General features: G+C 66.9%; 21 protein-coding genes. 5 read left to right on the top strand and 16 right to left on the bottom strand.

What is annotated here, in order from left to right; genetic code table 11:
• The first annotated feature begins 628 nt into the window (after nt 1–628).
• Nucleotides 629–2,599: a capsular polysaccharide export protein, LipB/KpsS family gene (locus tag ABB55_RS02140; protein ID WP_054357328.1), complete on the top strand. Its 1,971-nt coding sequence runs from the start codon at nt 629–631 to the stop codon at nt 2,597–2,599.
• 228 nt (nt 2,600–2,827) lie between these two features.
• Here the strand turns inward: ABB55_RS02140 and ABB55_RS02135 are convergent, their stop codons facing one another.
• From ABB55_RS02135 to ABB55_RS30165, 4 genes are all read right to left on the bottom strand, one after another.
• Nucleotides 2,828–3,934 (bottom strand): ATP-dependent DNA helicase, encoded by a 1,107-nt coding sequence (locus ABB55_RS02135; RefSeq protein ID WP_054357327.1) that lies wholly within the window; start codon nt 3,932–3,934, stop codon nt 2,828–2,830.
• Nucleotides 3,935–4,122: 188 nt separating this feature from the next.
• A complete protein-coding gene (locus ABB55_RS02130) occupies nt 4,123–4,770 on the bottom strand; it encodes an invasion associated locus B family protein (RefSeq protein WP_054357326.1) in 648 nt (215 codons plus the stop codon).
• 118 nt (nt 4,771–4,888) lie between these two features.
• Nucleotides 4,889–7,465, bottom strand: a complete 2,577-nt coding sequence (locus ABB55_RS02125) for an autotransporter family protein (RefSeq protein WP_054357325.1) — start codon at nt 7,463–7,465, stop codon at nt 4,889–4,891.
• Nucleotides 7,466–7,575: 110 nt separating this feature from the next.
• A complete protein-coding gene (locus ABB55_RS30165; protein ID WP_160321141.1) occupies nt 7,576–7,743 on the bottom strand; it encodes a hypothetical protein in 168 nt (55 codons plus the stop codon).
• Nucleotides 7,744–7,916: 173 nt separating this feature from the next.
• On the opposite strand from ABB55_RS30165, the gene ABB55_RS02120 reads away from it, so the two are divergent.
• Together ABB55_RS02120 and ABB55_RS02115 are read left to right on the top strand one after the other, a co-directional pair.
• On the top strand, nt 7,917–8,717 hold the full coding sequence (locus tag ABB55_RS02120) for an inositol monophosphatase family protein (RefSeq protein WP_054357324.1): 801 nt from the start codon (nt 7,917–7,919) through the stop codon (nt 8,715–8,717).
• A gap of 487 nt (nt 8,718–9,204) precedes the next feature.
• Complete coding sequence (locus tag ABB55_RS02115) at nt 9,205–10,365, top strand: M20 aminoacylase family protein (RefSeq protein WP_054357323.1); 1,161 nt, start codon at nt 9,205–9,207, stop codon at nt 10,363–10,365.
• Between the two features lie 85 nt (nt 10,366–10,450).
• Here the strand turns inward: ABB55_RS02115 and ABB55_RS02110 are convergent, their stop codons facing one another.
• The 12 genes from ABB55_RS02110 to ABB55_RS02055 form a co-directional block, all read right to left on the bottom strand.
• Nucleotides 10,451–10,909 (bottom strand): type III secretion system chaperone, encoded by a 459-nt coding sequence (locus tag ABB55_RS02110; RefSeq protein WP_054357322.1) that lies wholly within the window; start codon nt 10,907–10,909, stop codon nt 10,451–10,453.
• Between the two features lie 180 nt (nt 10,910–11,089).
• Entirely contained in the window at nt 11,090–11,689 is a 600-nt protein-coding gene (locus ABB55_RS02105) for a hypothetical protein (RefSeq protein WP_054357321.1), read from the bottom strand.
• 21 nt (nt 11,690–11,710) lie between these two features.
• Nucleotides 11,711–13,513: a hypothetical protein gene (locus ABB55_RS02100; protein WP_054357320.1), complete on the bottom strand. Its 1,803-nt coding sequence runs from the start codon at nt 13,511–13,513 to the stop codon at nt 11,711–11,713.
• 143 nt (nt 13,514–13,656) lie between these two features.
• On the bottom strand, nt 13,657–14,256 hold the full coding sequence (locus ABB55_RS02095; RefSeq protein ID WP_054357319.1) for a hypothetical protein: 600 nt from the start codon (nt 14,254–14,256) through the stop codon (nt 13,657–13,659).
• Between the two features lie 47 nt (nt 14,257–14,303).
• The gene (locus ABB55_RS02090) at nt 14,304–16,124 is read right to left on the bottom strand and encodes a hypothetical protein (RefSeq protein WP_054357318.1); all 1,821 of its coding nucleotides are present in this window, start codon (nt 16,122–16,124) and stop codon (nt 14,304–14,306) included.
• Nucleotides 16,125–16,239: 115 nt separating this feature from the next.
• Nucleotides 16,240–16,710, bottom strand: a complete 471-nt coding sequence (locus ABB55_RS02085) for a type III secretion system chaperone (protein WP_054357317.1) — start codon at nt 16,708–16,710, stop codon at nt 16,240–16,242.
• Between the two features lie 66 nt (nt 16,711–16,776).
• On the bottom strand, nt 16,777–17,820 hold the full coding sequence (locus tag ABB55_RS02080; protein ID WP_054357316.1) for an ABC transporter ATP-binding protein: 1,044 nt from the start codon (nt 17,818–17,820) through the stop codon (nt 16,777–16,779).
• Nucleotides 17,817–18,809 (bottom strand): ABC transporter ATP-binding protein, encoded by a 993-nt coding sequence (locus ABB55_RS02075; protein ID WP_054357315.1) that lies wholly within the window; start codon nt 18,807–18,809, stop codon nt 17,817–17,819. Before ABB55_RS02075 ends, ABB55_RS02080 begins: the two co-directional genes overlap by 4 nt.
• Nucleotides 18,809–19,747, bottom strand: a complete 939-nt coding sequence (locus ABB55_RS02070; RefSeq protein ID WP_054357314.1) for an ABC transporter permease — start codon at nt 19,745–19,747, stop codon at nt 18,809–18,811. Before ABB55_RS02070 ends, ABB55_RS02075 begins: the two co-directional genes overlap by 1 nt.
• A gap of 1 nt (nt 19,748) precedes the next feature.
• Complete coding sequence (locus ABB55_RS02065; protein ID WP_054357313.1) at nt 19,749–20,729, bottom strand: ABC transporter permease; 981 nt, start codon at nt 20,727–20,729, stop codon at nt 19,749–19,751.
• A gap of 655 nt (nt 20,730–21,384) precedes the next feature.
• Nucleotides 21,385–22,986, bottom strand: coding sequence for an ABC transporter substrate-binding protein (locus ABB55_RS02060; protein WP_054357312.1), 1,602 nt, complete (start codon nt 22,984–22,986; stop codon nt 21,385–21,387).
• Nucleotides 22,987–23,249: 263 nt separating this feature from the next.
• The gene (locus ABB55_RS02055) at nt 23,250–23,633 is read right to left on the bottom strand and encodes a hypothetical protein (protein WP_054357311.1); all 384 of its coding nucleotides are present in this window, start codon (nt 23,631–23,633) and stop codon (nt 23,250–23,252) included.
• Nucleotides 23,634–23,894: 261 nt separating this feature from the next.
• Here ABB55_RS02055 and ABB55_RS02050 point away from each other — a divergent pair, with 261 nt between their 5' ends.
• Both ABB55_RS02050 and ABB55_RS02045 read left to right on the top strand, forming a co-directional pair.
• Complete coding sequence (locus tag ABB55_RS02050; RefSeq protein WP_054357310.1) at nt 23,895–25,112, top strand: hypothetical protein; 1,218 nt, start codon at nt 23,895–23,897, stop codon at nt 25,110–25,112.
• Nucleotides 25,113–25,217: 105 nt separating this feature from the next.
• Nucleotides 25,218–26,138 carry an SMP-30/gluconolactonase/LRE family protein gene (locus ABB55_RS02045; RefSeq protein WP_054357309.1) on the top strand — a complete coding sequence of 307 codons (921 nt, stop codon included), beginning with the start codon at nt 25,218–25,220 and terminating at the stop codon, nt 26,136–26,138.
• Nucleotides 26,139–26,403: the final 265 nt, after the last annotated feature.

Raw genomic sequence — 26,403 nt, 5'->3', positions numbered from 1 at the left:
CCCCAGCAATGTTCGGTTTACGGTGCCGTCGTTTTCAGAGTTCCGAATCCGCACAGGCGGTACGGCACCCCGGGCGACGTCGGGGCTGCCGTCGCTGTCGGCGATCGACGGGGGATGCATCTCTGGCGGAAGCATCGTCCGACTATGGCGGACACCGTCGGGTACGGCCGGGTTTGCCGACCCGGCTTTCGAATCCGTGCGGAATGCGCGTTCCTGCCAGACCGGCGCGACCACGATCTGCGTTCCTGAGCTCGCCTTTGACCGAAACGATATTGGCGCCTCCCGGCGACACGTCACATCATCGATTCTGCAAATTTGCATCTTCTGATATGTGATCCTTTCCCCCTCTCGCGCCCTTTCCGGGTGTGGACGCGTCGCTGGCGGCAGATTAAGTTCGGCCCGATTGTCGGCCGTTCGTCAGGTTCGGGACTTCGCCAAGGCCTGCTTGCAGGACGACACACAAAGGGAAACGGGTGCTGTGACGACCGGACTGGAGGCGTTGAAGCTACGGCGCGTCACGGCTTTTTCACGTGGGATCATAGAGATCCCGACTCTCGGAATACTGCTCGGGGTCGAGACGTTCGTGCCCCGACCGCGAGCACGTGCAAACCCGTCGGACCTGGATGCGGTGGTCGGCTGGGGATTCAAGGCCACGGCGACCCGGGCGCGCGGCTTCGCCTCGCGCAATGGGTTGCGCTACATCGCCCTCGAGGACGGCTTCCTCCGGTCGGCCGGCAACAGCGTCGTCAAACCGCCGCCCATCTCGGTCGTGCTCGACGATCTCGGCATCTACTACGAGGCGCGCCAGCCCTCCCGTCTCGAAGCGCTGATCGCGCAATCCGCTGGCGATCCGGGCCTGATGGAGACCGGTCGCGAGGCGCGGCGGCGCATGGTCGATCTGGGGCTGACCAAGTACAATACGCTCGGCAAAGGCCACCCGGCCGACCGTCTCGGTCGACGGCGCCGCGTGCTTCTGATCGACCAGACCTTCAACGATCAGTCCGTGGCCGGGGCGGGGGCCTCCGCCGTCACGTTCCAGCGCATGCTGTCGGAAGCGCTGGCCGCTTACGAGGCCTCCGACATCGTGGTCAAGTCCCATCCGGACGTGATTGCCGGCCGCGCGCGCGGCTATCTCGACCAGGATGCGGCCCGTCACGGCGTGGAGGTGCTGCGCGAGCATCTCGGCACCTATGAACTGCTGCCCTGGTTCGACGAGATCTGGACGGTTTCGAGCGGCTTCGGCTTCGAGGCTTTGATGGCCGGCGCGAAGGTGTGCTGTTTCGCGGCCGCCTTCTACGCCGGATGGGGCCTGACCGACGACAGCCGGTCGGAGCCGCGGGCGCAGGCCTGGATGAAGCGCAGAACGCACGGCATTACGGCCGACATGCTGGCCGCCGCCGCGCTGGTCGCCTATCCGCGCTATGCCGATCCGGTGCGCGACGAAACGTTGTCGGCCTTGACGGCCATGGACCGGCTGGCGGCCTGGCGCGACCGCTATCTCGTCGAGACGCGCAATTTCGTGGCGGTCGGCTTTTCGACCCAGAAGCGCGTGGTGGCGCGCAACTTCTTCGAAGCCGGACCCGGCCATCTCAGTTTCTGCGAACCGGCGGAAGCGATCGAACTGGCGACGGCGCTCTCGGCCGGACTGCTCGTCTGGGGCGACCGGATCGATCCCCAATTGGAGGAGACCGCCCGGCGGAGCGGACTGGCCGTGACCCGGCTGGGCCCCGGTGCGATGGACGCGCGGGCGGTGGCGACCGAGGCCGTCCCGCTTCCGTCGATCGCCCAAGACGATTTGGGCATCGACTATGATGCGACGCGCGCATCGAGTTTCGAAGACCTGGTCAATACCGCCGCGTTCGACCCGCTCCTGGTCGCCCGGGCGGCGTATCTCGGCGAGCGCCTCGTCGCGCTGGATCGTGCCGCCGCGGCCAGCGGCGGGGACCTCAAATCGAGCGTACTGGCCCGTGCCGAGGGGCGGCCGGTCGTGGTGGTGGTCGGCGATCTGCTCAACAAGGCTCAGACGCGACTGGGCCAGGCGGCGATCCGCAACAACCGGGCGCTGCTGCGCGCGGCGCGCCGCGAGGCACCCGACGCCTATGTGGTCTTCATGGAGCCGCCGGGGCTGGAATCGCGCCGTCGCGCCGGCTGGGTCCCGCATGCCGCGCTGCGCCCCTACGCCGATCTCATCCTGTGCGACCCCGACATGTCGGCTTTGTTCGAGATTGCGGCGGAGGTGCATGTCAACACGTCATCGCTCGGGCTGATGGCCTTGCTCTACGGCGCCAAGGTGGTCTCCTGGGGTATGCCGGCCTATGCCGGCTGGGGGGTGACCGAGGACCGTGCGCCGATCCCGCGTCGCAGCCGCCGGCTCAGCCGGGACGAACTGCTGGCCGCAATCTTCCTTCTCTATACCCGCTATCTCGATCCGCAGACCGGAATTCCCTGCGAGGCGGAGGATCTGGTGCGGCGGATCGAGGCTCTCGGGCCGGGGCCGGCCCGGTCCCTGACCGGCGGCCGCCGACTGCGCAACCACTTGATCCGGCTCGAGGCGACGGTGCGCCATATCCTGTTCGGATGGATGGGCGACAAGTCCTGAAGGGGTCGTCGGCCGGTGGCTTCGGCAGCCGGTCGGTCCGCTCTAGAGCATCACCCAATCTGAAGAGCATCCCCCGATCCGAAGGGATCGGATGAAGCTCTGCATGTTTTTGTTTGCGCAAGCGTTTTCCGATCAGAGCGGGCCGCTCTGATCGGACCTTGCTCTGGCCCAGCTCGGCCCAGCCCCGGCGCGCCGATGGCCGACGGTCCGTCCGAGCAGGCCGTGGCCTCAGACCACGACCGTCAGGGTCTCGGCCGCCCGGGTCACCCCCGTATAGAGCCAGCGATCGCGGTGCTCCCGGAACGCGAAGGCCTCGTCGAACAGGACCACGTCGTCCCATTGCGAGCCCTGCGCCTTGTGCACCGTCAGGGCGTAGCCGTAGTCGAATTCGTCGGAGGAGCGGCGCATCTGCCATGACAGGTCGCCCTCCTTGCCTTCGAAGAAATCCGGCAGGACCGAGACGTGGATGCGCGCCCGCGTGCCGGCCTCGTCGGGCGCGACATCGTATTTCAGGTAGCCACCCTTCGGCTCCTTGCGCCGGTTGACCCGGAAGATGCCGCCGTTCTGCAGACCCTTGGACTTGTCGTTGCGCAGGCAGACCAGCTTCTCGCCGACCTCGGGATGCGGGCTCGTATAGCCGCGCAGTTCCCGGATGCGCTTGTTGTAGCCGTGCCGGGTCCGGTTCAGGCCGACCAGAACCTGGTCGGCGGCCAGAATCCGTTCGGCATCGATGTCCCGCCGCCGTATCACGCTCGATTGGCCATAGTGCCCGATTTCGAGCGGCCGGCCCTCCCGGATGTCCATCGACATGCGAACGATCGGATTGTCGGCCGCCTGACGATGGACCTCGGTCAGCATCACGTCCGGCTCCGCCTCGGTGAAGAAGCCGCCGCCCTTGATCGGCGGCAATTGGGCCGGATCGCCCAGCACGAGCGTCGGCTTGCCGAAGGAGAGCAGGTCGCGGCCCAGCTCCTCGTCGACCATCGAACATTCGTCGATGACGATCAGCTTGGCCTTGGAGACGTCGCTTTGATGGTTGATGGCGAACGAGAAGGTCTCCTCCTCCTCGTCCTCGGCCGATTTGCGGCGCGGGCGGTAGATCATGCTGTGGATCGTGGTCGCGCCTTCGCAGCCCTTCTGGCGCATGACCATCGCGGCCTTGCCGGTGAAGGCGCCGAAGCAGACATCGCCGTCGATCCCCTCGGCGACGTGGCGGGCAAGCGTCGTCTTGCCCGTGCCGGCGAAGCCGAACAGGCGGAAGACCTGCGGATGGCGTCCCTTCAGCCAGTCCTTGACGGCCTTGAGCGCCGCATCCTGTTCGACAGACCAATCCAAGGGCGCGTCCGACACTGGAACGAAACGAGAATCATCGGCACGGTACCGGCTCGCCGATAACTCTGCAACCGAAGCCGCCAAACGCGCCGATCAGGATCGGACCGACTTTGCGCTCGGAACAGCCCGGCAATCCTTACGCCTCGACGGCGGCGAGCGGCCGGCCGCTGGCGGGCGCCAGCCGGAGGGCTTCAGCGGGCGAGCGCCATGGCCCGGTCGACGGCCGGGCCGAAGCCTTTCAGGGCGACCTTGAGGACGACGTTGCCGCCGGATGCGGCCTCGGCGGTCAGGTTCAAGCTCTGCGCCTTGCGCAGGGTCGCCACGGCCTTGGCGTCCAGGCTCAACGGCACGACGCATCCGCCCGGCAGGCAGGTTCGGAATTTCGCCGTCGCGAGCGGCGCCGCCGCCTCCGGCTGGAGATCCACACCCCGTTCGATGACCAGGCCGAACGGCAGGATGGCGGTCCCCTCGGTCTTTTCGGCGCCGGACAGCCGCAGTTCGATCGCCAGGATGCGCTGCCGGGTCGTCCCGTCGAACTGCTGCAGCACGACCGAGCACCGGCGCGGGCCCGGTCCGACCCGTCCCGGGGCGGGGGCCGGTTCCTGCAGGCAGATCACCCTCCAGCCGTCGTAGGTCTCCTCGATCGTCGACGGCGTCGCATCCTGCGATGACGGCACCGCCATGCCCGAGGGCGACGGGGCAGGGGCCGCCGCAGCGGAACTGCCCGCCGCAGGGCTGCCGGGTGTTGCAGGGCGCTGATTGGCGGCCGGCCTGATCGACTGCGCCTGTACGGCCGCCGCGCCCGCCAGCACGGCGATCGCCGCGATCCCGATCGCCACGATCTCGGCGACAGCAGGTCCGACCGGCCGAGGTGCAAGGCGCCTTTCCGGGACAGGCACTCGCGGACGGTCGGGAGACCGGTTCAGGCGCATCGGCCGCACTCGCCGCTCCGGCCGCTCAGAAGGCCACCTTCATGCCGCCGCGCACCGAACCGGCACGGGCATGATCGGAGGTGAGGGTGCCGTCGATATCCGAGAAGATGCTGACATTCTTCATCAGGACGATATCGAAGCCGAGCCCGACCGTGGTTCCGTAGACGGTCCGATCGCCGAGCGCGCGCACGGTGAAATCGGTGTCGAGCACGGTGGCGCCGTAGCCGGTCTTGCCGATCGTCTCTTGCGCGAAGCCCGCGGCCTTGAGCCAGTAGTTCATCGGGCGGCCTTCGGAACTGGTCTGATAGTTCAGCTTCGCCTCGAAGCGCTGCTCCAGGCCCTGCGCGTTGTGGGCGTCGTAGCTGACATTCTGCGACGAGCCGCGTTCCTTGTAGCCGTCATAGGCGGCGGCGACGTAGCGCGCCTTCAGGCTCGGCGTCAGCGACCAGCGATCGCCCAGCGCGAAGCGGGTGGCGAGCGCCAGCTCGCCCGCACCGAACCAGCCGTCGAAGCTGCCGGTCGCGGTTTCCCCGCCGGTTCCGATCCGGCGCTTGGTCTCGGTCCGGATATAGCCGCCGGCCAGCACCGCATCGAGCCAGGCGGTGCCGAGCGTGCGCCGGGCATAGCCGCCGGCAAGGCCGATATCGCCGCTCGACGAGCCGGAACCGCCATCCAGCGTGGCCGAGGTCTTGCCGCCGCCGCCGAAGGCGCCGAAGCGCCAGTCGTCATGCTGGTGGTCGATGCCGCCGGCCATGCCCCACTGGCGCGATTGCAGGGCGCCCTGGCCGCCGCTGGCATCCTGTTGCCGCGCGGCGGCGAGGCTGCGCAGCCAAACGAGGTTGCCATAGGCGTCGTAGGTGGTGCCCTGGCCGATCGAACCGGTCTGGATGTCGGTCGGCGACGGCCGGCCGGTGGTGTCGGCATAGCCGAGTGGCGCGCCGGAGGTGCGGGCCGGGCGGGGCGCATCGATGTCGACGATCTCTCCGACGAGACCGAGGATGCCGCCGGCGAAGTCTCTCACCATGTTCGGGCTGGCCGAGACCGCCTTGTTGTCGACGACCACGATGTTGCCGGCCTTGGTGTCCGGATCTATCCCTGAGGTGATCAGCGTCAGCGACTTGTCCTTGACGTTGATCTGGTTCGAGTTGACCAGATAGTCTTCCACCGCCAGCGTATACGAGCCGGTATGGAAATTGATGGTGTTCCCGGTCGTCGAATTGAAGTCGACCGCGCCGTTGAAGCGCGCCGAATTGTAGACGTTGAGCGTGTTGTTCGAGCCGTTATACCAAATGGCCGCGGAACCGCCGGAGATGCGGCCGCCGGCATTGATGGTGCTACCGGACCCGCCGATCTCGATGCCGTAGGTCCCGCCCGAGACCCGGGCGCCGGCCCCGACGGTGATCGCCGTCACGCCGCTGTCGTTATAGGCATAGATGCCGCGGCGCGTCCCCCCGGAGACCTTGCCGTCGACCGAGATCGTCTGGATACCGCCGAAGGCGTGGGAGTTGATGCCGTCCTCGCCGCCCGTAATCGTGCCGCCGGTCTGCACGATGGTCTGGTTGCCGCCGAAGGTGGTGGCGTTGATGCCTGTGATCGTGCCGGTGAGGGTGCCTGCCGTCCGGACTGTGGTATCGCCCGTGCCCAGGTGGCTGACCTCGATGGCCACCTTGCCGGAGATCGTGCCGGCGTTTTGGACGACGGTGAGGCTCCCCGTGCTGCCGGGAGCGTTGGCCGCATAGAGAGCGCCGGCATAGGGACTCGTCGATGCGATCGTCCCGGATACCGACACGGACGTGTTGCCCGTGCCCAAATTGAACAGATGGACACCGCCTCCGGCCCCGGTGATCGAACCGCCAGTCTGATTGAAGGTCAGGTCGGTGCCACCAGCGCCGGTCAGCGCGTAGATCCCGTAACCACCGTCCCCGAGGGACTGAATGGTGCCGGATGTCGTGACGTTCGTGTGTCCGGTGCCTGAATTGTAGGCATAGATTCCGTAGGAGCCGCCCGTGATCGATCCACCATTCTGGACGATGTCGAGGTTCTTGGCACTCGGGTTGTTGTTGACATAGACTGTGTTGACCGTCCCCGCCACCGTAACCAAGGTGTTTCCGCTGCCGGAGTTGTAGGCCTCAATTCCATTAAGACTGCCGGAGATCGTGCCTGCCGACTGAACGATGGTCAAATCGGTCGTACCGGAACTGGTCGCGACAAGGACACCGGTCGTGCCGCCCAAAATTTCGCCGGCGAGCGACACGGTCGTCGCGCCGGTGCCGTTGTTTTCGATCTGCAGCCCATAGCCGAAGGCAGAGATCACGCTGCCCGCCTCAGTCGATACGGTCATGGCGCCGGATTCGCTGATGACATAGGCGCCGAACAGTTCTGGCGCCCCGACAGTCTTGTAGGTCTTGTCGAACAGCACCGATCCGCCCAGGAAGTTGTTGCCGAGCATCTCCCCAGAGCAAACGGTGATACCGCCGTCCGGCACGCAGCCGGCGCGGGCCGGGTCGATGGCGACGAGCAGACCGACGCCAGCCAGGATCGCGCTGACCGCCACGCTGCCGAGCAGTCGCTCGATCGTCCGGCCCCGATCCGACACATCCATGGCGGGCATCGCGGCGGGTGAGTCGGTCCGACGGAACGGAGACCTGAGGGCACAGGCAGGCGCATGGCGAACGAAGCTGAGCATCAGCATCTCCGGCCGAATCGGGCGGTTCAATCGGTGGAAGTCCAACGAATCATTGGGTGAATCGCATGGTTAATCGGTATCGTAATGTTGATTAATTCTGCAATAACGAAACAATCAAAATCCTGCAGTTCTGCCGCCTTCGCGGCTTCGGCAGTTGCATTTCGAACCGTTCGGGGACATGCCCGCTCGACCATGGTTCCTCCGGCCAGGGTCGGGCTGATTTGAATTCAGGGTGACGAATATATCGGGCGGCATCCGTCCCCAGGCGGTGCCTTCGTCTGGTGCGATGCCGTTGTCTTCCGGGCCGGTCGGGCGCAGAACCTGCGGCGACGTGAACAAGGCTTGCCGTCGAGGTGGAGATACTGTGATGGACGATCGCGCATTGAACCTGCGCCTGCATGCCGCCTGTTCGATCGCCGCCGAGGCCGGCGCCCTGGCGCGGCACCTGTTTCTGAACCGGCCGCAGGGTGACTACGCGCTGAAGGGCCCGCAGGACTACCTGACCGAGGCCGATGGCGCCGTCGAGGCGCTGGTGCGCGAGCGGCTGGCGACCGTGTTCCCGGACGACGGCATGATCGGCGAGGAGACCGGAGGGTCTTCGGCGGCGGCGACCTGGATCGTCGATCCGATCGACGGCACGGCCAATTTCGCGCGCGGTGTGCCGCATTTCTGCGTCTCGATCGGGCTTCTGGTCGACGGCCGGCCCGAACTCGGCGCGATCGCCGCGCCGATGCAGAACGAGCTCTATGCCGCCCGACGCAGCCGCGGCGCGACCCTGAACGGGCGCCCGATCCGCGCGGCGGCGACCGGCGCGCTGTCGGAGGCGGTGGTCGAGCTCGGCTGGTCGCCGCGCCGCCCGGCGGCCGACTATCTGACCATGACCGAACGGGTGCTGGCTTCGGGCGCCAGCGTCCGCCGGGCCGGATCCGGCACGCTCGGCCTCGCCTATGTGGCGGCCGGGCGCTCCGATGGCTATGCCGAACTGAACATCCGGGCCTGGGACGTCCTGGCCGGCCTGGTGCTGGTTGCCGAAGCCGGCGGCCTCGCCAACGATTTCTTCGCCGCGCCCGACTGGCTGAGCGGCGCCCCGGTGCTGGTCGCGGCGCCGGGGATCGGCGCGGCGCTGTCGGAGATCGTCGGGATTCCGCTTTCCGCTGCGCGATCATGACCTTGATCGCGGGCTACGTCGGTGCGCAACGGCCGGGAGCCTGTCCGATATAGTCGCGCTCAAGAACCGATCCGACCGATACTTGTCGCATCCGAACAATTTGGGGCATCCGTACAATATCGAAGTCACGATCCCGGTTCTTTACACAAAAGCAAGACTTCGATGTGATCGTAATCGTGGCGGGTGATTCGTCATCGCCCTTGCCGCTCGCCCTTCGGGCGTTTCCTCCCAAGACTGGGCCGCCGTTGTGACGGCCCTTTTTTTTGCCCGAACCCCGCCTCGGTTCGAGCCTCGGCCGATGGACGCCGGACCAGAAGCCGGGAACGGGCCGTCGGCATCGCCGCACGACGAAGCGCTGGCATCCGCAAACGAACGGCGCCATAACTGGACATGTCGCGCCAGGAGCGCCGGTCGGACGGGCTGAACGACAAACATATTCAAGAAGTTAAGTGTTCGGCCGCAGCCGGGGCCGAAGGCGGGGTCTGCCATGCTGATTTCCGAAATCGTCGCCGAAGAGAACGACTTCGTCGCGCTGCGCCGGCAGCTGCACAGCCGCCCGGAGCTCGGCTACGAGGAGCATGAGACCAGCGACCTGGTCGCGCGCCTGCTCGGCGACTGGGGCTATACGGTGCATCGCGGTCTGGGCGGGACCGGCGTCGTCGGCACGCTCACGGCCGGCAACGGCACGCGGCGGATCGGCATTCGCGCCGACATGGATGCCCTGCCGATCCTGGAGGAGACCGGCCTTGCCTATGCGAGTGCCGTTCCGGGGAAGATGCATGCCTGCGGGCATGACGGCCACACGGTCATGCTGCTCGCCGCCGCCCGCCATCTCGCCCGCTCGCGCAGCTTCGACGGCACGATCCACCTGATCTTTCAGCCCGCCGAGGAAGGCCTCGCCGGCGCCCGGCGGATGATGGACGAAGGCCTGTTCCGGCTGTTCCCCTGCGATGCGGTCTTCGCCGTCCACAACTGGCCGAACCGGCCGGTCGGCGATTTCCTGTTCCGGCCGGGCGTTCTGATGTCCGCCGCCGACAACGTGACCATCACCATCGAGGGCAAGGGCGGCCATGGCGCCCATCCGGAAATGGCGGTGGATCCGATCGTCGCCGGCGCCTCGACCGTGATGGCGCTGCAGACGATCGTCTCGCGCAACATCGACCCGCAGGAGCCGGCGGTGATCACGGTCGGCGCCTTCCAGTCCGGACAGGCTTCCAACGTCATCCCGGGCGCCGCGACCTTGCGACTGTCCGTGCGCAGCTTCGCCGAGGCGGTGCACGACCAGTTGCAGGACAGGATCACCGCCGTCGCGCGACTGCAGGCGGAAAGCTACGGCTGCACGGCGACGGTCGACTATCGGCGCATCTATCCGGCACTGGTCAACACGCCCGAGGAAACCGCCTTCGCCCATGCCCTGGCGGTCGAGCTCGTCGGCGCCGACCGGGCCCGCATCGTGGCGCGCCCGACGCCGGGCAGCGAGGATTTCGCCTTCATGCTGCAGGAGAAGCCGGGCTGCTACTTCCTGCTCGGCGCCGGCGACGGGCCGATGCTGCATCACGCCAGGTTCGACTTCAACGACGCCATCCTGACCCGCGGCGCGAGCTTCTGGGTCCATCTGGCCGAGCGCTATCTGGCGAAGGCGGCGTAGGCCCGCCTCGGCGCCACGGGGGCGCGGCGCCGGGATAGAGCCATCGGCGGACGCGGGGCGTCGGCAGACGAGGGGAGGCCGCCGTTCAGATGCGGATCATCGCCCCCATATCCGCGGCGTCGGCCGGGGCGTCGTCGTCGTCCGACGGCGCGGCGATGACCTCGCTCCAGGCGCGGATCGTGTTCAGATAGGTTTCCATGATGCGGGCCAGACGGGCACCGTTGAGGCCGCGCCATCCGATCGGCAGGGTCAGGATGACCCGGGGCGTCTCGTCGCCGGACAGGCTCAAGGTCGCGCCAAGGGTCGCATGCCAGAAATGGTTGCCCTTGAGCAGATCCTCGTAGACCGCGGGCCCGTTGGCCGGCACGCCGAGATCGGTGATCAGCCAGAGGGTGTCGGCATCCGCGCGATACTGGAAATTGATCTGCACCCCGCCGTCGAAGGCGAGGGCGGTCGCGCCGTCCGCGTCGAGCGCCAGGGCCGGCAGGCCGATCTGACCTCCGAACTCGGCCAGCAGATTGGTCAGCGCCGGATCGATGTTCATGGCAGTCCCCCCATTCGGATGCGTTAGAGCAAGGTCCGATCAGAGCGGCCCGCTCTGATGGGAAAAAGCTTGCGCAAACAAAAACATGCAGAGCATCTTCCGATCCCTTCAGATCGGATGATGCTCTGAGGTCCGCCGAGGCGGATCGAGTCCCCCCTCGGTTCGGCCGTGGCCTCGCCGTCAGGCCAATGTCCGGCGGGCGGCAAGAAGATCGTCGAGCGCGGCATTGACGGCTTTCGAGACCGGCACTTCGGTCGAGAAGTCGACCGCGTCGCGATTGTCGACGCTCCCCCGGACGAAGCCCCAACGCGAAAGATCGAACTCGGTGACCACGGCGACGAGCCGCCAATCCTTCGGCAGGGCGCCGACCGCGCGGGCCTCGCGGATGCGGCCGCGCAGGCCGCCGACCCAGGCGAAGGCGCGCTCGATCATCCCGCGGGCGTCGTCGACATCCGTGTAGGCGCCGCCCCAGCCGATCTGAATGAAGACGGCAAGTCCGTCTTCGACCAGGAAGTAGTGCAGGGCCGAACTGGCGAGACCGCCGCCATCGAAGCCGAACAGCGTGTACGGAACCGGTGCGGCACCGGCGAGCGCTTCGTCCAGATAGATGTCCAGCGTGTAGGGCGGCGTCTCGATGGCGCGCGTGGCGAACAGGAATTCGCCGTCGGACCGCAACCGGGCCGTCTCGTCGGCCGTGAGCGGCGGCATGGGCAGGCCTTCGGCCTCGAAAACGGCGCGGGCCTTGTCGATCGGGCTGGCGGCCGTGATGACATCGGTCATGGTTGCAACCTCCGGAAGCCGTTAGATGATCTGGTTGGTCCGCTGCAGCGCACGCTCGTAGTCGCGGCCGACATAGCTGTTCTCGTTGCGGAACTCCGCCCCGACCCAGTCCTGGCCCCACTGGTCCGGCTTGATGATGCGGTTCTTCATCTGCAGATCCGCGACATGCACCTTGAGGCCGACGAGGCGATCCTTGGCGGCACGGATTTCCTCCGGCTTCAGCCCCTTCAGGCAATCGGCGAGATCGGTGTCGGACATGCCGCGGATCATGTCCGCCATGTCGGTGTCGACGAGCGGCGGCATCTTCCGGCCGCGGAAGCCCTTGTCGAGCGGCGAGGTTCCCTGGGCGATGCCGTTGGGATCATGCAGATCCTTGCCGAGGCATTGGTCGTTGTCGATGCCGGTGACCACGGCCTGGCCGTTCTTGTCGATCGCGATGAAGTAGTTGTTGCCGTGCCGGTCGCCCTGGCCGACCAGGTGGTCGAGCAGCTGGAGCTTGACGATCTCGCGCCGCACGTCGCCGCGTTCGAAGAGCTTCGGATCCGTCTTGGCCGCCGGATCGCCGGGGGCGCGCGACATGACGATGCCGAGTTCGCCGCCGCCCATCGACGTGCCGCGGAGGCCGATCTCGGTATGCGGCACCACGTCGAAGCCGAGCTTCTTGGCGACCGCGCAGGTCGCAACGTTGCGCAAAGCGATCTGCGGATTGTAGGGGTCGATGCCGGTGCGCGCGGCCACCCAACCCTTCTCGACCTTGGTGGTCCGGGTCGGATCCGGCGGGCTCAGGGGCTTGAACACGGCAGAATAGTCGCCGCCGCCGGTATCGTAGTCCACCGAATACACCGTGTTGAAGGCGCCCGAACCGAGCTTGGTCATGCCGCTCGTGCGCGTGGTGTCGTCGAAGCTGGTGACGATGGTATCCGGTCTGATCGGAATATCCATCTTGCGGTAGAGAAGGCCACCTTCGAGCCCGATGCCGGACTTCTCCAACAGGATCGCCTCGCCGCGGTTGAAGCCGGCATCGGAATAGGTCTTCAACTGCGTCGGCGTCAGGTTGCGGTCGAGCAGATTGTTCTCGACCATATGCCGCGCCTGGTCGGGCGTCAGGCCATGCAGGTCGTGCATGTTGTCGAGCGTGAAGCCGAGACGGGCGAAATCCATGATCTCGGAGAGGCTGCGGTCCGGCGGGAAGGTGCCTCCCTTCTTCATCTGCGACAGCAGGCTTTCGACCAGCTTCTGTTCCGCCTTGATCTGCTCGCGCACCTGACCGATCTCGGTCTTGTGGCTGTGCGAGCTCCCCTTCATGTATTTGTTCGCCGACGCCAACGCGAAATCGAGATTGTTCTCCAGTTCGTGCAAGCGCCCCGAGTCGGTATAGGATTTAATCGGCGACCGGTAGTGCGGCGGCATGCTCATCTCATGCGCGTCGTCCGACAGGAACTGATGGACATCGTCCATCTTGGCGAGCATGTCCTTGTATCCGGTCGACATCTTGTGGACGCCGAAGATGCCGAAGCTCTTGTCGGCCTTCGGATCGCCCGCCCGGCCTTTCAGGGTCGCGCTGGTTTCCACGCCGGGCGCCCGTTCGGCCAACCGGGTCAGACGATAGTCCGGCGTGCGCGGCTCGACATTCCGTCCGGGCAGCGGCTGCGGCGCGCGGTCGAACGTCTTGGGCTTGGGGGGAACGGTCGGCTTGAACGAAGCCACCTTGACGCCCGTGCCGCCAAACTGGCCCGTTACCGAACTCGGTCCGGTCGACTTCGACCCCGTCGTGCCGATGATCGGCTGGTGAAGCGTAGGACCGCTGGTCTGACTGATGGCCATGGCGCGCTCTCCCTTGCGGCTCGTCCATGCGCTGAGTATGCACTCAGGGAAAGTCCGGACTGTCACAAACGGCACTGGGTACTGCCGTAACGGAAAAGCCGAGGCGCGGCGGCCGGCGAAATCGGCCGCTTCCAGACCGATTGTCAGCGGCGCACGGTCAAGGCTGCGTCGAACGCGGCCTCGGCCCGGCTGCCGATCGGCGCCTCCGTGTCGAGCGTCACGCGGTCGGTCGGCGCGGCGGCGTCGAGCCAGGCCCAGCCGGACGTGCCGAAAGGCGAGAACACGAACAGAAGCGTCTTCTCGAACGGCAGCGTGCCGGCTTCACGCGCGGCGGCGGCCTTGTCCTGCATCCGCGCTGCCCAGGCGAACAGCCGCTCGGCCAGGGCCTTGGACATCTCGGCATCGGTATAGGCGCCGCCCCACTCGATCTGGATCAGGAGCGCGAGACCCGGCATGACCCGGTAGTAATGGGCCGCCCAGCTGTTGATGCCACGGCCGGCGAAACCGATCAGGGCATAGTCCGACGGTGCGCGGCCGCGGGCGAGTTCCCGCGTATAGACCTCGATCTGGTAGGGCGAGGCCGGCAGGTCGGCGCGGGTCGAGAAAACCGTCGTCTCGTCCGCGTCGCGCACCAGTCGGGCGGCGAGTGCGTCGGGCAGCGGCGGAAAGGCGAGGCCATCCGCGGCGAACAGGGCGCGGGCCGCCTCGGCGGGCGAAAGGAGGGTCGCGTCGATTTCTGACATGGCAACGGCTCGCAATATCGAGGGGCAGGGCTGCGGAACGGCAGTCGTCAGTCGAAGAGCAGAGCCAGGTTCTGTTGAAGCATCCGCTGGCGCTCATCCAATTGCTGGACCTGCGACGGCGTACCGCGCGGAGCGTCGTGACGATCGCGGCCGAGATAGCTGTTGTCGCTGTTGAAGCGTTTCATCACGTCCTTGTCGCCCCACTTGTCCGGGTCGATCACTCGGCCTTTGGTCCGCAGCTCGCCGATATGGTCCTTGATCGCCTGCAGGCGATCCTGGGCGGCCGAGATTTCGGACGGACGCAAGCCCTTCATGCTGACCGCCAGACCTTCCTTGGTCATCGTCTCGAAGGCCCGCGCCATGTCGCTGTCGATCACCGGCGGCAGGGTCGTGCCGCGGAAGCCGTCATTGTGGTCTTCGTAGCCCTGCGCGATGCCGTTCGGATCGGTCAGGTTCTTGCCGAAGCATTGGTCGTTGTCGATCCCGGTCACCGTGACCTTGCCGGTGCCCTTGTCGACGTTGATGAAATAGTTGTTGGCGTGCCGGTCGCCCTGGCCGACCAGATGGTCGAGCAGCTGCAGCTTGACGATTTCGCGGCGAACCTCGGGATTGTCGAACACCTCGCGCGGGGTCGATGCCGCCTGCTTGCCCTGCGCCCGCGCCATGACCAGCCCGAGGGTCTCGCCCTTGCCGATATCGGTGAAGCCGATCTCGGTGTGGGGGACGACATCGAACTTGAGCGCGTTTGCCACCGAGCATGTGGCCAGATTGCGCAGCGCGATCTGCGGGTTGTACTGGTTGACGCCGGTCTGCTTCGCCACCCAGCCATGTTCGGGCCGGTGCGAGCGGTTCGGATCGTTGGCGGCCAGCGGCTTGAACACGCCATCGAAGGTCTTGCCGCCGTCGAGCTTGAACTGCGTCTTGTAGACGGTGTTGCAGGCCCCCGAGCCCAGCTGTTCCACCTTGCCGGTCCGGGTCGACTCGCTGAACGTGCCCGTCACCGTCTCCGGCGTGATCGGAATGTCCAGGGAGCGGTACTTCATGCCGCCGAACAGGCCGAGGCCGGTTTGCTCCAGAGGAACGGCCTCGGATGCCCGGAAGCCGTGCTCGGTATATTCGGTCTTGGTCTTCTCCGGGATGTCCTTGCCGATCGTCTGATATTCGATGTGGTTGCGCGCCTCCAGAGGCGTCATGTCCTTCACGGTGGCCATGTCGTTCAGCGAAATGCCTTCGCGGGCGAAAGCCAGGACCTTCTCGAAGCTCATGCCGGCCGGAATCTTGCCGCCATCCGCCAGTTCCTTGTCGAGCCCCGCGAGCACCTCGCGATCCTGCTCGACCTGCATCTGGACTTCGTTGACCATGCCCTTGTGCGAGTGCTTCGCCTTTGCGGCATAGCGATCGGCATTGTCGTAGATGCGGTCCAACTGACCCATCAGCGACTTGACCGTCTCGCGCGGCGTCTTGCCGGAGGTATCCGCGTTCTTGACGGTGCCGTGATAGTCCTCCAGCGCGCCGAGGACGGCCTTGTAGCCGGTGGACATCTTGTAGAGGCCGAAGAAGCGGTCGTCCTTGGGGCGGCCCGATGTCGTGATCAGTTCGTCCTTGGTCGCGACGCCGGCCGCGGCGGCCGCCCGCACCAGCTTCGGCACCGGCGGTTGCTGCTCAACCTGGCGATCGGACAGCGGCACCCCTTCGCCGGATTTCGTCTTCGGCGGCGGGGGCACGGGATCCTGGCCCTTGGGCATGACCTGGACCAGCCTGGTCTGCAGAACGCCGGTGGCCGCCTCCGCGCCGCCGGTGGGCGTCCCGAGCGGACCGGTGCCGGTCTGGATCTTCGACGAAGCGCGGCCGGAATCGACGATGGCCATGGATTGCGTTCCCTTGAGACCGGGCCCTGCGGCCGTGGCTCGGACGATAGAGGGTTGTGGTCGGCCCCCTGTCACAAAAGCTACTCGCAGCGCGGGTGCGACGGTTCGGGGGCGCTCAAATGCGGATGAAGGTCATCGGCTCGTTCCCGGTGGCGAGGGACTCGGAGGCCGTCGAGCGGCCGTCGCCCGGATCGGCGATCACCTCGGCCCAGTCTTCCGCAGTGTTGACGAAGCTTTCCAATTGCGTCGCGAGACGGGCACCGTCCAGGCCGCGCCAGGCGACCGGCAGGGCGATGATGGCATGCGGCGGCTGATCGCCGGAGAGGCTGAGGGTGGCGCCCAGCGTCGAGCGCCAGAAGAAGTTGCCGCGCAGCAGGTCCTCGTAGGCTGCCGGACCGGCGGCCGGGACGCCGAGATCGGCGAAAAACCACAGCATGTCGCGATCGGGACGGTACTGGATGTTGACCACCGAGCGCCGGTCGAAGCGGAGCGCGCAGCTGAGGTCGCCGTCGAGTGAGAGACTGGGCAAGCCCATCCGCCCACCGAGTTCCGCGATCAGGGTGGCCAGCGTCGGGTCGATACTCACGAAGCGTTTCCTCCACCGGACGCGTCGCCGGCTTGTCGGATCATTGTGACGCAGCCGCTCCGGCGATCAAGCCAACGCGAAGGCGGCCGGAGGGGCGGTCTCGGTTCGGCCTTCCTCGACCGCATGGCAGGCGACGCGGGCGCCGCCGTCGCGGGTATAGCCCGGCGCCTCGCGTCGGCAGCGGTCGTCGGCGAGCGGACAGCGCGGATGGAAGGTGCAGCCGGGCGGCGGATCGATCGGGTTCGGGATCTCGCCCGTGATGGCCCGGCGCGGCCGTCCGCCGGGACGCAGGTCCGGGACGGCGTCGAGCAGCATGCGCGTATAGGGATGGCGCGGCCGGGCGAACAGTTCCTCGGTCGGCGCGACCTCGGCGAGACGGCCGAGATAGAGCACGCCGACATCGTCGGCCATGTGCCGGACGACCGCGAGATTGTGGGTGATCAGCAGGTAGGTCAGCCCGAACTCGTCCTGAAGGTCGCGCATCAGGTTGAGGACCTGGGCCTGGACGGAGACGTCGAGCGCCGAGGTCGGCTCGTCGCAGACGATGAATTCCGGATTGGCGGCGAGCGCCCGGGCAATCGCGATGCGTTGGCGCTGACCGCCGGAGAACTCGTGCGGATACTTGCGCCCGTCCGCAGGGTCGAGCCGGACCAGCTTCAGGAGATCGGCGACCCGCGCTTCGATCTCGGCGCGATCCGACATCAGCCCGAAGGCGGTCAGCGGCTCGGCGATGATGGCGTCGACCCGGAAGCGCGGATTGAGGCTTGCGAAGGGGTCCTGGAAGATCATCTGGAACCGCCGGCGCAGGCGCGCGACATCCGCGGTGCGGCCCGGATCGGCGATGTCGACATTGTCGAACAGGATTCGCCCGCGCGTCGGCCGGATCAGGCCGACCACCATGCGGGCGATGGTCGATTTGCCGGACCCGGATTCGCCGACCAGAGCGAAGGTCTCGCCCTTGGCGATCGAGAAGGAGACGCCGTCGACAGCCTTCACGAAGCGGCGCGGCTCGCGCTCGATCATGCGGGCGAGCCAGGGTTTCGAGACGTCGAACACCCGGGCGAGGTCTTCCACGCGCAGCAGCGGCGGCGCGTTGCGATCGATGGTCATCGGGCGGCCTCCGCCGGGCTCATGGCGGGATCGAGCAGGAAGCAGGCGGCCTCGGACGCATCGGCCCGATAGGCCGGCGGACGTTCGGCGACGCAGCGCGCGAAGGCCTGCAGGCAGCGCGGATTGAAGGCACAGCCCGGCGGAATGTGCGACAGGCGCGGCATCGAGCCGGGGATCTGTTCCAGCCGGTCGCGGCCGCCGTCGAGCGACGGGATCGAACCCATCAGACCGCGCGTATAGGGATGATGCGGCCGGCTGATCACGTCGGCGACCGGGCCGATCTCGGCCAGACGGCCGGCATAGAGCACGGCGACCCGGTCGGCGGTCTCGGCGATGACGCCCATGTCGTGGGTGATCAGGATCACGGCGGTGCCCTTGTCGCGGCAGAGGTCCTTCAGCACCGCGATGATCTGCGCCTGCACCGATACGTCGAGGGCGGTGGTCGGCTCGTCGGCGATGATCAGTTCCGGGTCGGCGGCGAGCGCCAGCGCGATCACCACCCGCTGGCGCATGCCGCCGGAGAATTCGTGCGGGTAGGAATCGATGCGCGCCCGGGCGGCCGGAATGCCGACGGCCTCCAGGAGGGAGGCGGCGTGCAGCTTGGCTTCCCAGGGCGTGCGGTCGGTATGGGTGACGATGGTTTCGACCAGCTGGTCGCCGATCCGGATCAGCGGATTGAGCGAGGTCAGCGGGTCCTGGAAGATCATGCCGATGCGCCGCCCGCGGATGCGCCGCATGGCTTCGGCCGGCAGGTTGTCGATCCGCTCGCCCTTCAGCCGGATCTCGCCGCCGGCGATGCGGCCGGGCGGTTCCAGGAGGCCGATGATCGCCGAGCCGGTCATCGACTTGCCGGCGCCGCTCTCGCCGACGAGGCCGAGCACCTCGCCGGGCGCGAGATCGAAGGAGAGGCGGTCGACGGCGGTCAGCAGGCCGCGCCGGGTCGGGAACTGGACCGTCAGGTCGCGAACGGAGAGCAGCGGTTCGGTCATCACCGGAGCCTCGGATTGAGGGCGTCGCGCAGCCAGTCGCCGAGCAGGTTGACCGACAGGGCGATGGCGACCAGGGCGATCGCCGGGAAGAACAGGATCCACCATTCGCCGGACGCGATATATTCCTGACCGATGCGCAGGAGGGTGCCGAGCGACGGGCTGGTCGGCGGCACGCCGACGCCGAGGAAGGACAGCGTCGCCTCGGTGATGATGGCCAGCGACAGGCCGAGCGTGGCGATCACCAGCACCGGGCCGAGCACGTTGGGCAGGATGTGGCGGCGCATGATCTTGCCGGCCGGCAGGCCAACCACGCGGGCGGCCTGGACATAGTCCTTGCCGCGCTCGACCATGGTCACGCCGCGCACCGTGCGGGCATATTGCGGCCACTTGGCGATGCCGATCGACAGGATCAGCACGGGGATCGCCATGTGCTCCTGCGCCGCGATCGGCAGGGCGCCGCGGGCGATGCCGAAGATCATCAGGGCGACCAGAAGGTCCGGGAAGGTCAGCTGCACGTCGGCGACGCGCATGATCACGCTGTCGACCCAACCGCCGCGATAGCCGGCAAGCAGCCCGAGCGCGATGCCGATCGCCATCGAGACGACGACCGAGGCGAAACCGACCAGCAGCGAGATGCGCGCGCCGTAGAGGATCGCCGAGAAGACGTCGCGGCCCTGGTCGTCGGTGCCGAGCAGGAAGGTGTGGCCGGTGAATTCGTTCGGCTTCAAGGGCGGCGTCTTGCCGTCCATCAGATCGAGCGACGACGGATCAAACGGATCGGTCGGCGCGATCCAGGGCGCCAGCAGGGCGGCGAGACCGATCACCAGGACGACCACCGCCGCCACCACGGTCAGCGGCGAGCGCCGGAACGAGTAGAACAGGTCCGAGTCCAGCGCGCGCCGGAGGCGGCCGGCTCGAACGGCATCCGCGGCGGCCATCTCAGTGCCCTCCCGTGGTGGCGCTGCGCAGCCGCGGATCGACCGCGAAATAGAGAAGATCGACGACCAGGTTCACGAATACGAAGAAGCCGGCGACGAACAGCAGGTAGGTGGCCATCACCGGCACGTCGACGGCCTGGACCGAGGAGATGAACAGCGAGCCGACGCCGGGCCACTGGAACACGGTCTCGGTGATGATCGCGAAGGCGACGATCGAACCGAGCTGCAGCCCGGTCACGGTGATCACCGGCACCAGCGTGTTCTTGAGCGCATGGCCGAAATGGATGGCGCGGGTGGTCAGGCCGCGGGCACGGGCGAAGCGGATGTAGTCGGTGCGCAGCACCTCCAGCATCTCGGAGCGCACGAGGCGCATGATCAACGTCATCTGGAACAGGCCGAGCGTGATCGAGGGCAGCACCAGCGATGCGAGGCCGGAGCCGGTCAGGAAGCCGGTCGTCCAGCCGCCGATCCTGACCGTCTCGCCGCGACCGAAGCTCGGCAGCCAGCGCAGTTCGACGGCGAACAGATAGATCAGCGCGATGCCGATCAGGAAGGTCGGCAGCGAGACCCCGATCAGCGAGATGGCCATGATCGCGCGCGACAGGAGGCCGTCGCGTCTCAGCGCCGTATAGACCCCGAGCCCGATCCCGCCGACGAGGGCGAACAGGCCCGAGATCAGCGCCAGCTCGAGCGTCGCCGGCAGCCGTTCCTTGACCAGATCGATGACCGGCCGGCCGACCCGGAACGAGACGCCGAAGTCGCCCTCCGCGACATTGCCCAGAAAGGCGGCGAACTGCACCGGGAACGGCTGGTCGAGGCCGAGTCGCTTGGTCATGGCTTCCCGGTCGGCGATGGTCGCATCCGGTCCCATCATGTTGGCGACCGGGTCTCCCATGAAGCGGAACATGGAGAAGGCGAAGAACGCGACCACCACCATCACCACGAGGGCTTCGGCGATGCGGCGGATCAGGAATGCGAGCATGCGGTCACCGGCAAATCGTGAACTCTGACACTAGCAGGATTTGGACCGGTCGACCCGACCCAGGCCTGCCCCGGGTCGAGGTCACGGCCACCGCCCCTCGATCCGATCGGTGCGGCAATCCGAATTGTTTCGATGCCGGTCGGAATCCGCAAGAGGCCGTCGCCGATCAACCGCCGGAGAGGGGGCCGTCGACAGGGGCGGTCAAGAATGTCTTCCGGCTCCTTCGCCTTCTCTCCAAGGGAAAAAAGGAAGGTCGGGAGATCGGGCCGCAGGAAGCACGCACGCCCCAGCCACAGAACTCCCGGCTCCATCCCCTTCGCCCCCCGTGGGGGGAGAAGGTGCCCGAAGGGCGGATGAGGGGGACGGTCCGGCGTCCAGTCCATGAATCTTCGGTTCGGCTCCCGTCGCGCGGACCGCAGGCGCGGGCGAAAATGGCTGCGTTCGGCCCCGTCTTCCGGCTTTCGGCCCCCTTCTCCCCGCGGGGGAGAAGGGGAAGGGATCGGGCATGCTGGGCGGACAGAATGCCGGCGCAGCCGCACGTCCTCGTCACCGGTCACGCCAGCCTCGGAGCCGGAAGACGGGCCGGGACCCATCGGGCGGCATGAAGCCGGCCGACCGGGCATCATTCAAACCGGCCCGATCGCGCTGCGTGAAATCAGTCGATCTTGACGTATTTCACGTAGAGCTGGTTCTCGGGCTGCACCTTGACCTCGATGCCCTTCTTCATGCCCCAGGCGAGCAGCTGGTTGTGGATCGGGATGAACAGGGCCTCGTCCTTCACATGGGCCAGGATCTCGGCGAGCAGCTTGTCGCGCTTGGCGGTGTCGGTTTCCGTGCCGAGCGCCTCCATCTTCTTGTCCCAGTCCGGCTCGACGACGCGGGTGGCGTTGTAGGCGCCATAGACCTTGTCGCGGCTGTGGTAGATGGAGTCGAGCGTATAGGCCGCGTCGAACGAGGCGACGCCCCAGCCGAGCATGTAGAAGTCGGTTTCGTTCTTCAGGATGGTCGGCGTGTGCTGGGCCATCGGGCGGGCATCGAGCGTCACCTTGATGCCGATCTGGCCGAGGAAGCCGACCGTCGCCTGGCAGATCTTCTCGTCGTTGATGTAGCGGTTGTTCGGGCAGTTGAGCTTGACCCCGAAGCCGCCGGCATAGCCGGCCTCGGCCATCAGGGCCTTGGCCTTGGCGATATCCCACTTCGGATACTGGTCGAGCTCCTTGGAATAGCCGTTGACGCCCGGCGGGATCAGCGTTCCGGAAGGCGCGGACTGGCCGCCCATGACCACCTTCTGGATCGCCTCGCGGTTGATCGCCATTTCGATCGCCTTGCGGACGCGCTTGTCGGCGAAGGGATTCTTGCCCTTCACGTCCGACGAGGCGAGTTCCGGATCGCCGGCATTGAGTCCGTAGAAGATCGAGCGGACCTCGGGGCCGGTATTGACCTTGAGGTTCGCGGTCTGGGCGACACGGTCGATATCCTGGACCGGCATGTCCTGGACGAAATCGAGTTCGCCGGAGAGCAGGGCGGCGATGCGGGTCGGCGCCGAGGTGATCACGCTGTAGACGACCTCGGTCGCCTGCAGCGGGAACTGGCCCTTGCCCCAATAGCCCTCGTTGAGCTTCATGACCGTCTTGGAGTCGGGCTCACGCGAAACCAGAATATAGGGACCGGTGCCGTTGGCATTGCGGACCGCGAAGGTCTCTTCCTTGTTCTTGAAATCCTGCGGCCGGGTGACCTTGTTGGCCTCCGCCCATTTCTGGCTCATCATGAAGATGTTGGTCAGCTGGTTGACCAGAAGCGGCATCGGCTCCTGCGTCTTCACATGCACCGTCAGGTCGTCGACCTTGACCACGTCGATGACGCCCGCCAGCGTCGTACGCACGCCGGCCAGCGGGTCCATCGCGCGCTTCAGCGAGAAGACCACGTCGTCGGCCGAAAAGGCGTCGCCGCTGTGGAACTTGACGCCGGGGCGGAGCTTGAACTGCCAGGTCTTGGCATCCGTGGGCAGCAGGCCCCAGGACAGCGCCAGCGCCGGAACGATCTTGCCGTCCTGGTCGCGGTGGATCAGCGGCTCATAGATCTGGTGCAGCAGACCGAAGACCTGATTGGAATTCTCGGTATGCGGGTCGAGCGTCGGGGCATCCTGGCCGCGGGCCCAGCGGAACGGCTTGGCATCGGCCGGATCGGACAGGATCGGAGCGGACAGGGCCGTCCCGGAAAGTGCGAGCGCGAGAACTACCGAAAGGTTGCGGATCATCACACAGGGCTCCTGACCGAGGAAGCGCGGTGAATTTGGACGCAGCCCGGAACCGCGTCCAAATGCATCGCGCTTCATGCAGAATTTTTGAGGGCCAAACCTGCGTGCCGGCATGCCGCCTGTACGCGCCCGCCCCCGACCGCCTCAGGGATCGTCCCGAGGCGCCGGCGACAGGCTAGCCTGAAGTCGAACCCGGCGGCAACCCTCCGTGCGTCGTCGCCCTGGTATTTCTTCAGTCCGAACACACGCTTGGGCCGGACAGGTCAGCGACGTGTCAGGCGTTCCGTGCCGATCTTGGTGCCACCCGTATAGGTCCAGGCCCCCAGCCACCCGTCGCCGTCCTTGCCGTAGACGGCGATGCCGGTGGAACTGCCGGAACGGTATGCAACGGCAAAGAAGTTCTCGTTGCCGACGGCGGTGCCGACGAACTTCTCGCGTGCGATCACCCAGGTGACCTTGAAGGCGTCGCCCTGCGGCTCGATCACCGCCACGCCGGAATAGCCGCCGCCGTCGGGGCCGCGCCCCTCGACGGTATATTGCCCGACCGGATCGGCATGGGCCGCAGCCAGCGTCAGGGCGCCGAACACGAGGGCCCCGGGCAGGGACTTTCCGGTCATGCGGGCTGCGGATGCAAACAGGCTCTTCATGGCGGTTCCCCCTCGCGGTTGCCTCGGTCTGTCGGAATCGCGCCGAGCGCCAGCCGGATGGGAAACGTCGCGCGAACCGGATCGGTATGCAATCGCGGCGCCTTCCGGAAACCCGCCGTCGGCCGGATTCACGTCCCGTTGAGGCTGCCGCAAGGATGTCGGCCGGTTGGACCGTCCCGCAAACCCGATGGCAAGGCGCGCAATGGTAGCGGCTTCAGGCGGAGGCCCGCGCGGGCCGCCCGGCTATTCCATGGAGTCAGCATGTCGTTGCGCCATCGCCTTCTCGCGTTTGCGGCCTTCCTCGCCACCGCGGCGATCGTCGCGGCCATCGTCTGGCGCGGTCTGCACGAGCCGGCCGACACCAATAGCTTCACGCTGCTGGCCGACGCCTTCCTGAATGGCCGGTTCGACTTCAAGGGCTGCTACGATTTCGAATGCGTGCGGTCGGGCGGCAAGACCTACCTGATCCAGCCGCCGTTCCCGGCGGTCCTGTCGATGCCGCTGGTCGCCGCCTTCGGTCTGCACGTCCACTTCTACATCTTCTATGCCGCCGCCCTGACGGCGCTGACGCTGCTCGTCTGGTGGCTCATCTTCCGGCGGCTCGGCACCGAGTCGGCGACCGCCGGCTGGCTGCTGGTCGCCATCTTCGCCTCCACGCCGCTCGCCTATTCGGTCGTGCGGTCCGACGGCGTCTGGCTGTTCGCCCATGTGGTCGGTTTCCTGATGGCCTCGCTTGCCGTCCACGAGGCGCTGGCGGGCCGGGTCGTAATGGCCGGTCTCGCCCTCGGCTGCGCCTTCCTCAGCCGGCAGATGACGCTGTTCATGTTCCCGTTCGTCTTCGCCATCGCGCTGACCGTGCAGGCCCGGCTGCTGCCGCCCTCGCGCGAGACCGTCGTCAAGGGCCTGAAGATGGGGCTCGCCTTCTCGCTCGCGGTCGGCTTCTACCTCTTCTACAACTGGTCGCGCTTCGGCCTGCCCATGGAAACCGGCCACAACATCCTGGCCGCCCAGGCCGCGACCAGCCCCGACATCACGCCGCTGGTCTACCGGCTGCGCGACATCGGCGTCTTCTCGAAGGACTATGTGGTCTTCAATTTCTTCTACATGTTCCTGCAGGGCTTCCACGCCCAGTTCACCGGCCCGACCATGCTCAAGCTGGAGGGGCTCGACCCGTTCGGCGCCTCCTTCCTGGCGGCGAGCCCGTTCCTGCTGTTCCTGTTCTTCTGCCCGCGCGACCGCACCATCTGGTTCGGTGCGCTCGCCGTGCTGCCGGTGGTGCTGTGGCTGCTGTTCTACCATTCGAACGGGTTCAAGCAGTATAACGGCATCCGCTACATGCTCGACTTCCTGCCCGTGCTGATGGTCTTCCTGGCGCGCGCGGTCCGGCCCGAGCTGCGGCCGGCCTTCGGGCTGCTTGTCACCTGGGGCGTCCTGCTCAACCTCGCCACGATCGGTGTGCTCGCCGTCACGCGCGGCTGATTTTTGTACGAGGAATGGTGGGTTCGCGCCGGCTGCCCCCTTGCGGTCCGGCGCGTCCTCGGCTCCGATGGCGGTCCCGAACGACAAGAAACTCGGAAACGCCTCATGAGCGACTATGTCATCCTGGATCCGCGCTTCAATGCCCTGATCATCGGCCATGTGAAGCTCGAGAAGCTCTATACCGGCTGCCGCTGGGCGGAGGGCCCGGTCTATGTCCCGCTGTCGCGCCAGTTGATCTGGTCCGACATCCCGAACGATCGTCTGATGCGTTACGACGAGGCCGACGGCTCGGTCGCCGTGTTCCAGACCCCGTGCGGCTATCACAACGGTCATACCCTCGACCATGAGGGGCGGGTGATCGCCTGCGAGCATGGCGGCCGCCGCGTGTCGCGGCTCGGCCATGACGGCCGCTGGACCGCGCTCGCCACCCACTATCAGGGCAAGCGGCTGAACTCGCCGAACGACGCCATCGTCAAGTCGGACGGCTCGATCTGGTTCACCGATCCGAGCTACGGCATCGACACCAATTACGAGGGCTTCTGGGCCGAGCCGGAGATCGGCGGCTGCTACGTCTACCGGCTCGATCCGGCGTCCGGCGAAGTCACCGCCGTGATCACCGACATGGTGCGCCCGAACGGCCTCGCCTTCTCGCCGGACGAATCGATCCTCTATGTCGCCGATACCGGCGCAACCCATGTTGCCGGCCATCCGGCCGAGATCCGCGCCTTTACGGTCGCGGCCGACGGCCGTTCGGTCGTCGCGGGGTCCGGCCGTCGCTTCTCGCTCTGCGGCTTCGGCCTCTATGACGGCTTCCGGGTCGACCGGGGCGGCCATATCTGGACCTCGACCGGCAACGGCGTCGACTGCTACCACCCGGACGGCACGCTGCTCGGTCAGATCCCGATCCCGGAACTGGTCTCCAACGTCGCCTTCGGCGGCCCCAAGCGCAACCGCCTCTACATCACCGCCCAGACCTCGCTCTACTCGATCTTCCTGAACGCCCATCCGGCCGGCTGGCAGGGCTAGCTCAAGCGACGGCGGCCCGGCGGCGGGGATTGCTTGGGGCATTGACCGTCTCTTGCGTCGGGCGACGATGCCGGGAAGGCCGAAGTCTGAGCCGGCCAGCGGTTTGTGCACTCTCCCAACGGGTTAAACCCTTCTCCCCCCTTTCAGGGGGCGAAGGGGAAGGGGCCGGGGGTTGGGGAGCGTCGATTTCCTCGATCCCTCAACGCGTTATCCCTTCGCCCCCCAAGGGGGGGAAGGTGCCCGGAGGGCGGATGAGGGGGGCGAT

Origin of the sequence: Prosthecodimorpha hirschii (assembly GCF_001305515.1) — a bacterium.
In the GTDB taxonomy this organism is placed as follows: domain Bacteria; phylum Pseudomonadota; class Alphaproteobacteria; order Rhizobiales; family Ancalomicrobiaceae; genus Prosthecodimorpha; species Prosthecodimorpha hirschii.
This window is presented reverse-complemented; position numbering and strand designations above follow the sequence as displayed.

Excerpts from the sequence above, each read along its gene's own strand:
- ABB55_RS02080 (WP_054357316.1), bottom strand. The coding sequence starts at position 17,820 with ATGACCATCGATCGCAACGCGCCGCCGCTGCTGCGCGTGGAAGACCTC.
- ABB55_RS02050 (WP_054357310.1), top strand. The coding sequence starts at position 23,895 with ATGTCGTTGCGCCATCGCCTTCTCGCGTTTGCGGCCTTCCTCGCCACC.
- ABB55_RS02070 (WP_054357314.1), bottom strand. The coding sequence starts at position 19,747 with ATGGCCGCCGCGGATGCCGTTCGAGCCGGCCGCCTCCGGCGCGCGCTG.
- ABB55_RS02115 (WP_054357323.1), top strand. The coding sequence starts at position 9,205 with ATGCTGATTTCCGAAATCGTCGCCGAAGAGAACGACTTCGTCGCGCTG.
- ABB55_RS02090 (WP_054357318.1), bottom strand. The coding sequence starts at position 16,124 with ATGGCCATCGTCGATTCCGGCCGCGCTTCGTCGAAGATCCAGACCGGC.
- ABB55_RS02095 (WP_054357319.1), bottom strand. The coding sequence starts at position 14,256 with ATGTCAGAAATCGACGCGACCCTCCTTTCGCCCGCCGAGGCGGCCCGC.
- ABB55_RS02045 (WP_054357309.1), top strand. The coding sequence starts at position 25,218 with ATGAGCGACTATGTCATCCTGGATCCGCGCTTCAATGCCCTGATCATC.
- ABB55_RS02110 (WP_054357322.1), bottom strand. The coding sequence starts at position 10,909 with ATGAACATCGATCCGGCGCTGACCAATCTGCTGGCCGAGTTCGGAGGT.
- ABB55_RS02060 (WP_054357312.1), bottom strand. The coding sequence starts at position 22,986 with ATGATCCGCAACCTTTCGGTAGTTCTCGCGCTCGCACTTTCCGGGACG.
- ABB55_RS02125 (WP_054357325.1), bottom strand. The coding sequence starts at position 7,465 with ATGGATGTGTCGGATCGGGGCCGGACGATCGAGCGACTGCTCGGCAGC.
- ABB55_RS02100 (WP_054357320.1), bottom strand. The coding sequence starts at position 13,513 with ATGGCCATCAGTCAGACCAGCGGTCCTACGCTTCACCAGCCGATCATC.
- ABB55_RS02065 (WP_054357313.1), bottom strand. The coding sequence starts at position 20,729 with ATGCTCGCATTCCTGATCCGCCGCATCGCCGAAGCCCTCGTGGTGATG.
- ABB55_RS02055 (WP_054357311.1), bottom strand. The coding sequence starts at position 23,633 with ATGAAGAGCCTGTTTGCATCCGCAGCCCGCATGACCGGAAAGTCCCTG.
- ABB55_RS30165 (WP_160321141.1), bottom strand. The coding sequence starts at position 7,743 with ATGGTCGAGCGGGCATGTCCCCGAACGGTTCGAAATGCAACTGCCGAA.
- ABB55_RS02120 (WP_054357324.1), top strand. The coding sequence starts at position 7,917 with ATGGACGATCGCGCATTGAACCTGCGCCTGCATGCCGCCTGTTCGATC.
- ABB55_RS02075 (WP_054357315.1), bottom strand. The coding sequence starts at position 18,809 with ATGACCGAACCGCTGCTCTCCGTTCGCGACCTGACGGTCCAGTTCCCG.
- ABB55_RS02105 (WP_054357321.1), bottom strand. The coding sequence starts at position 11,689 with ATGACCGATGTCATCACGGCCGCCAGCCCGATCGACAAGGCCCGCGCC.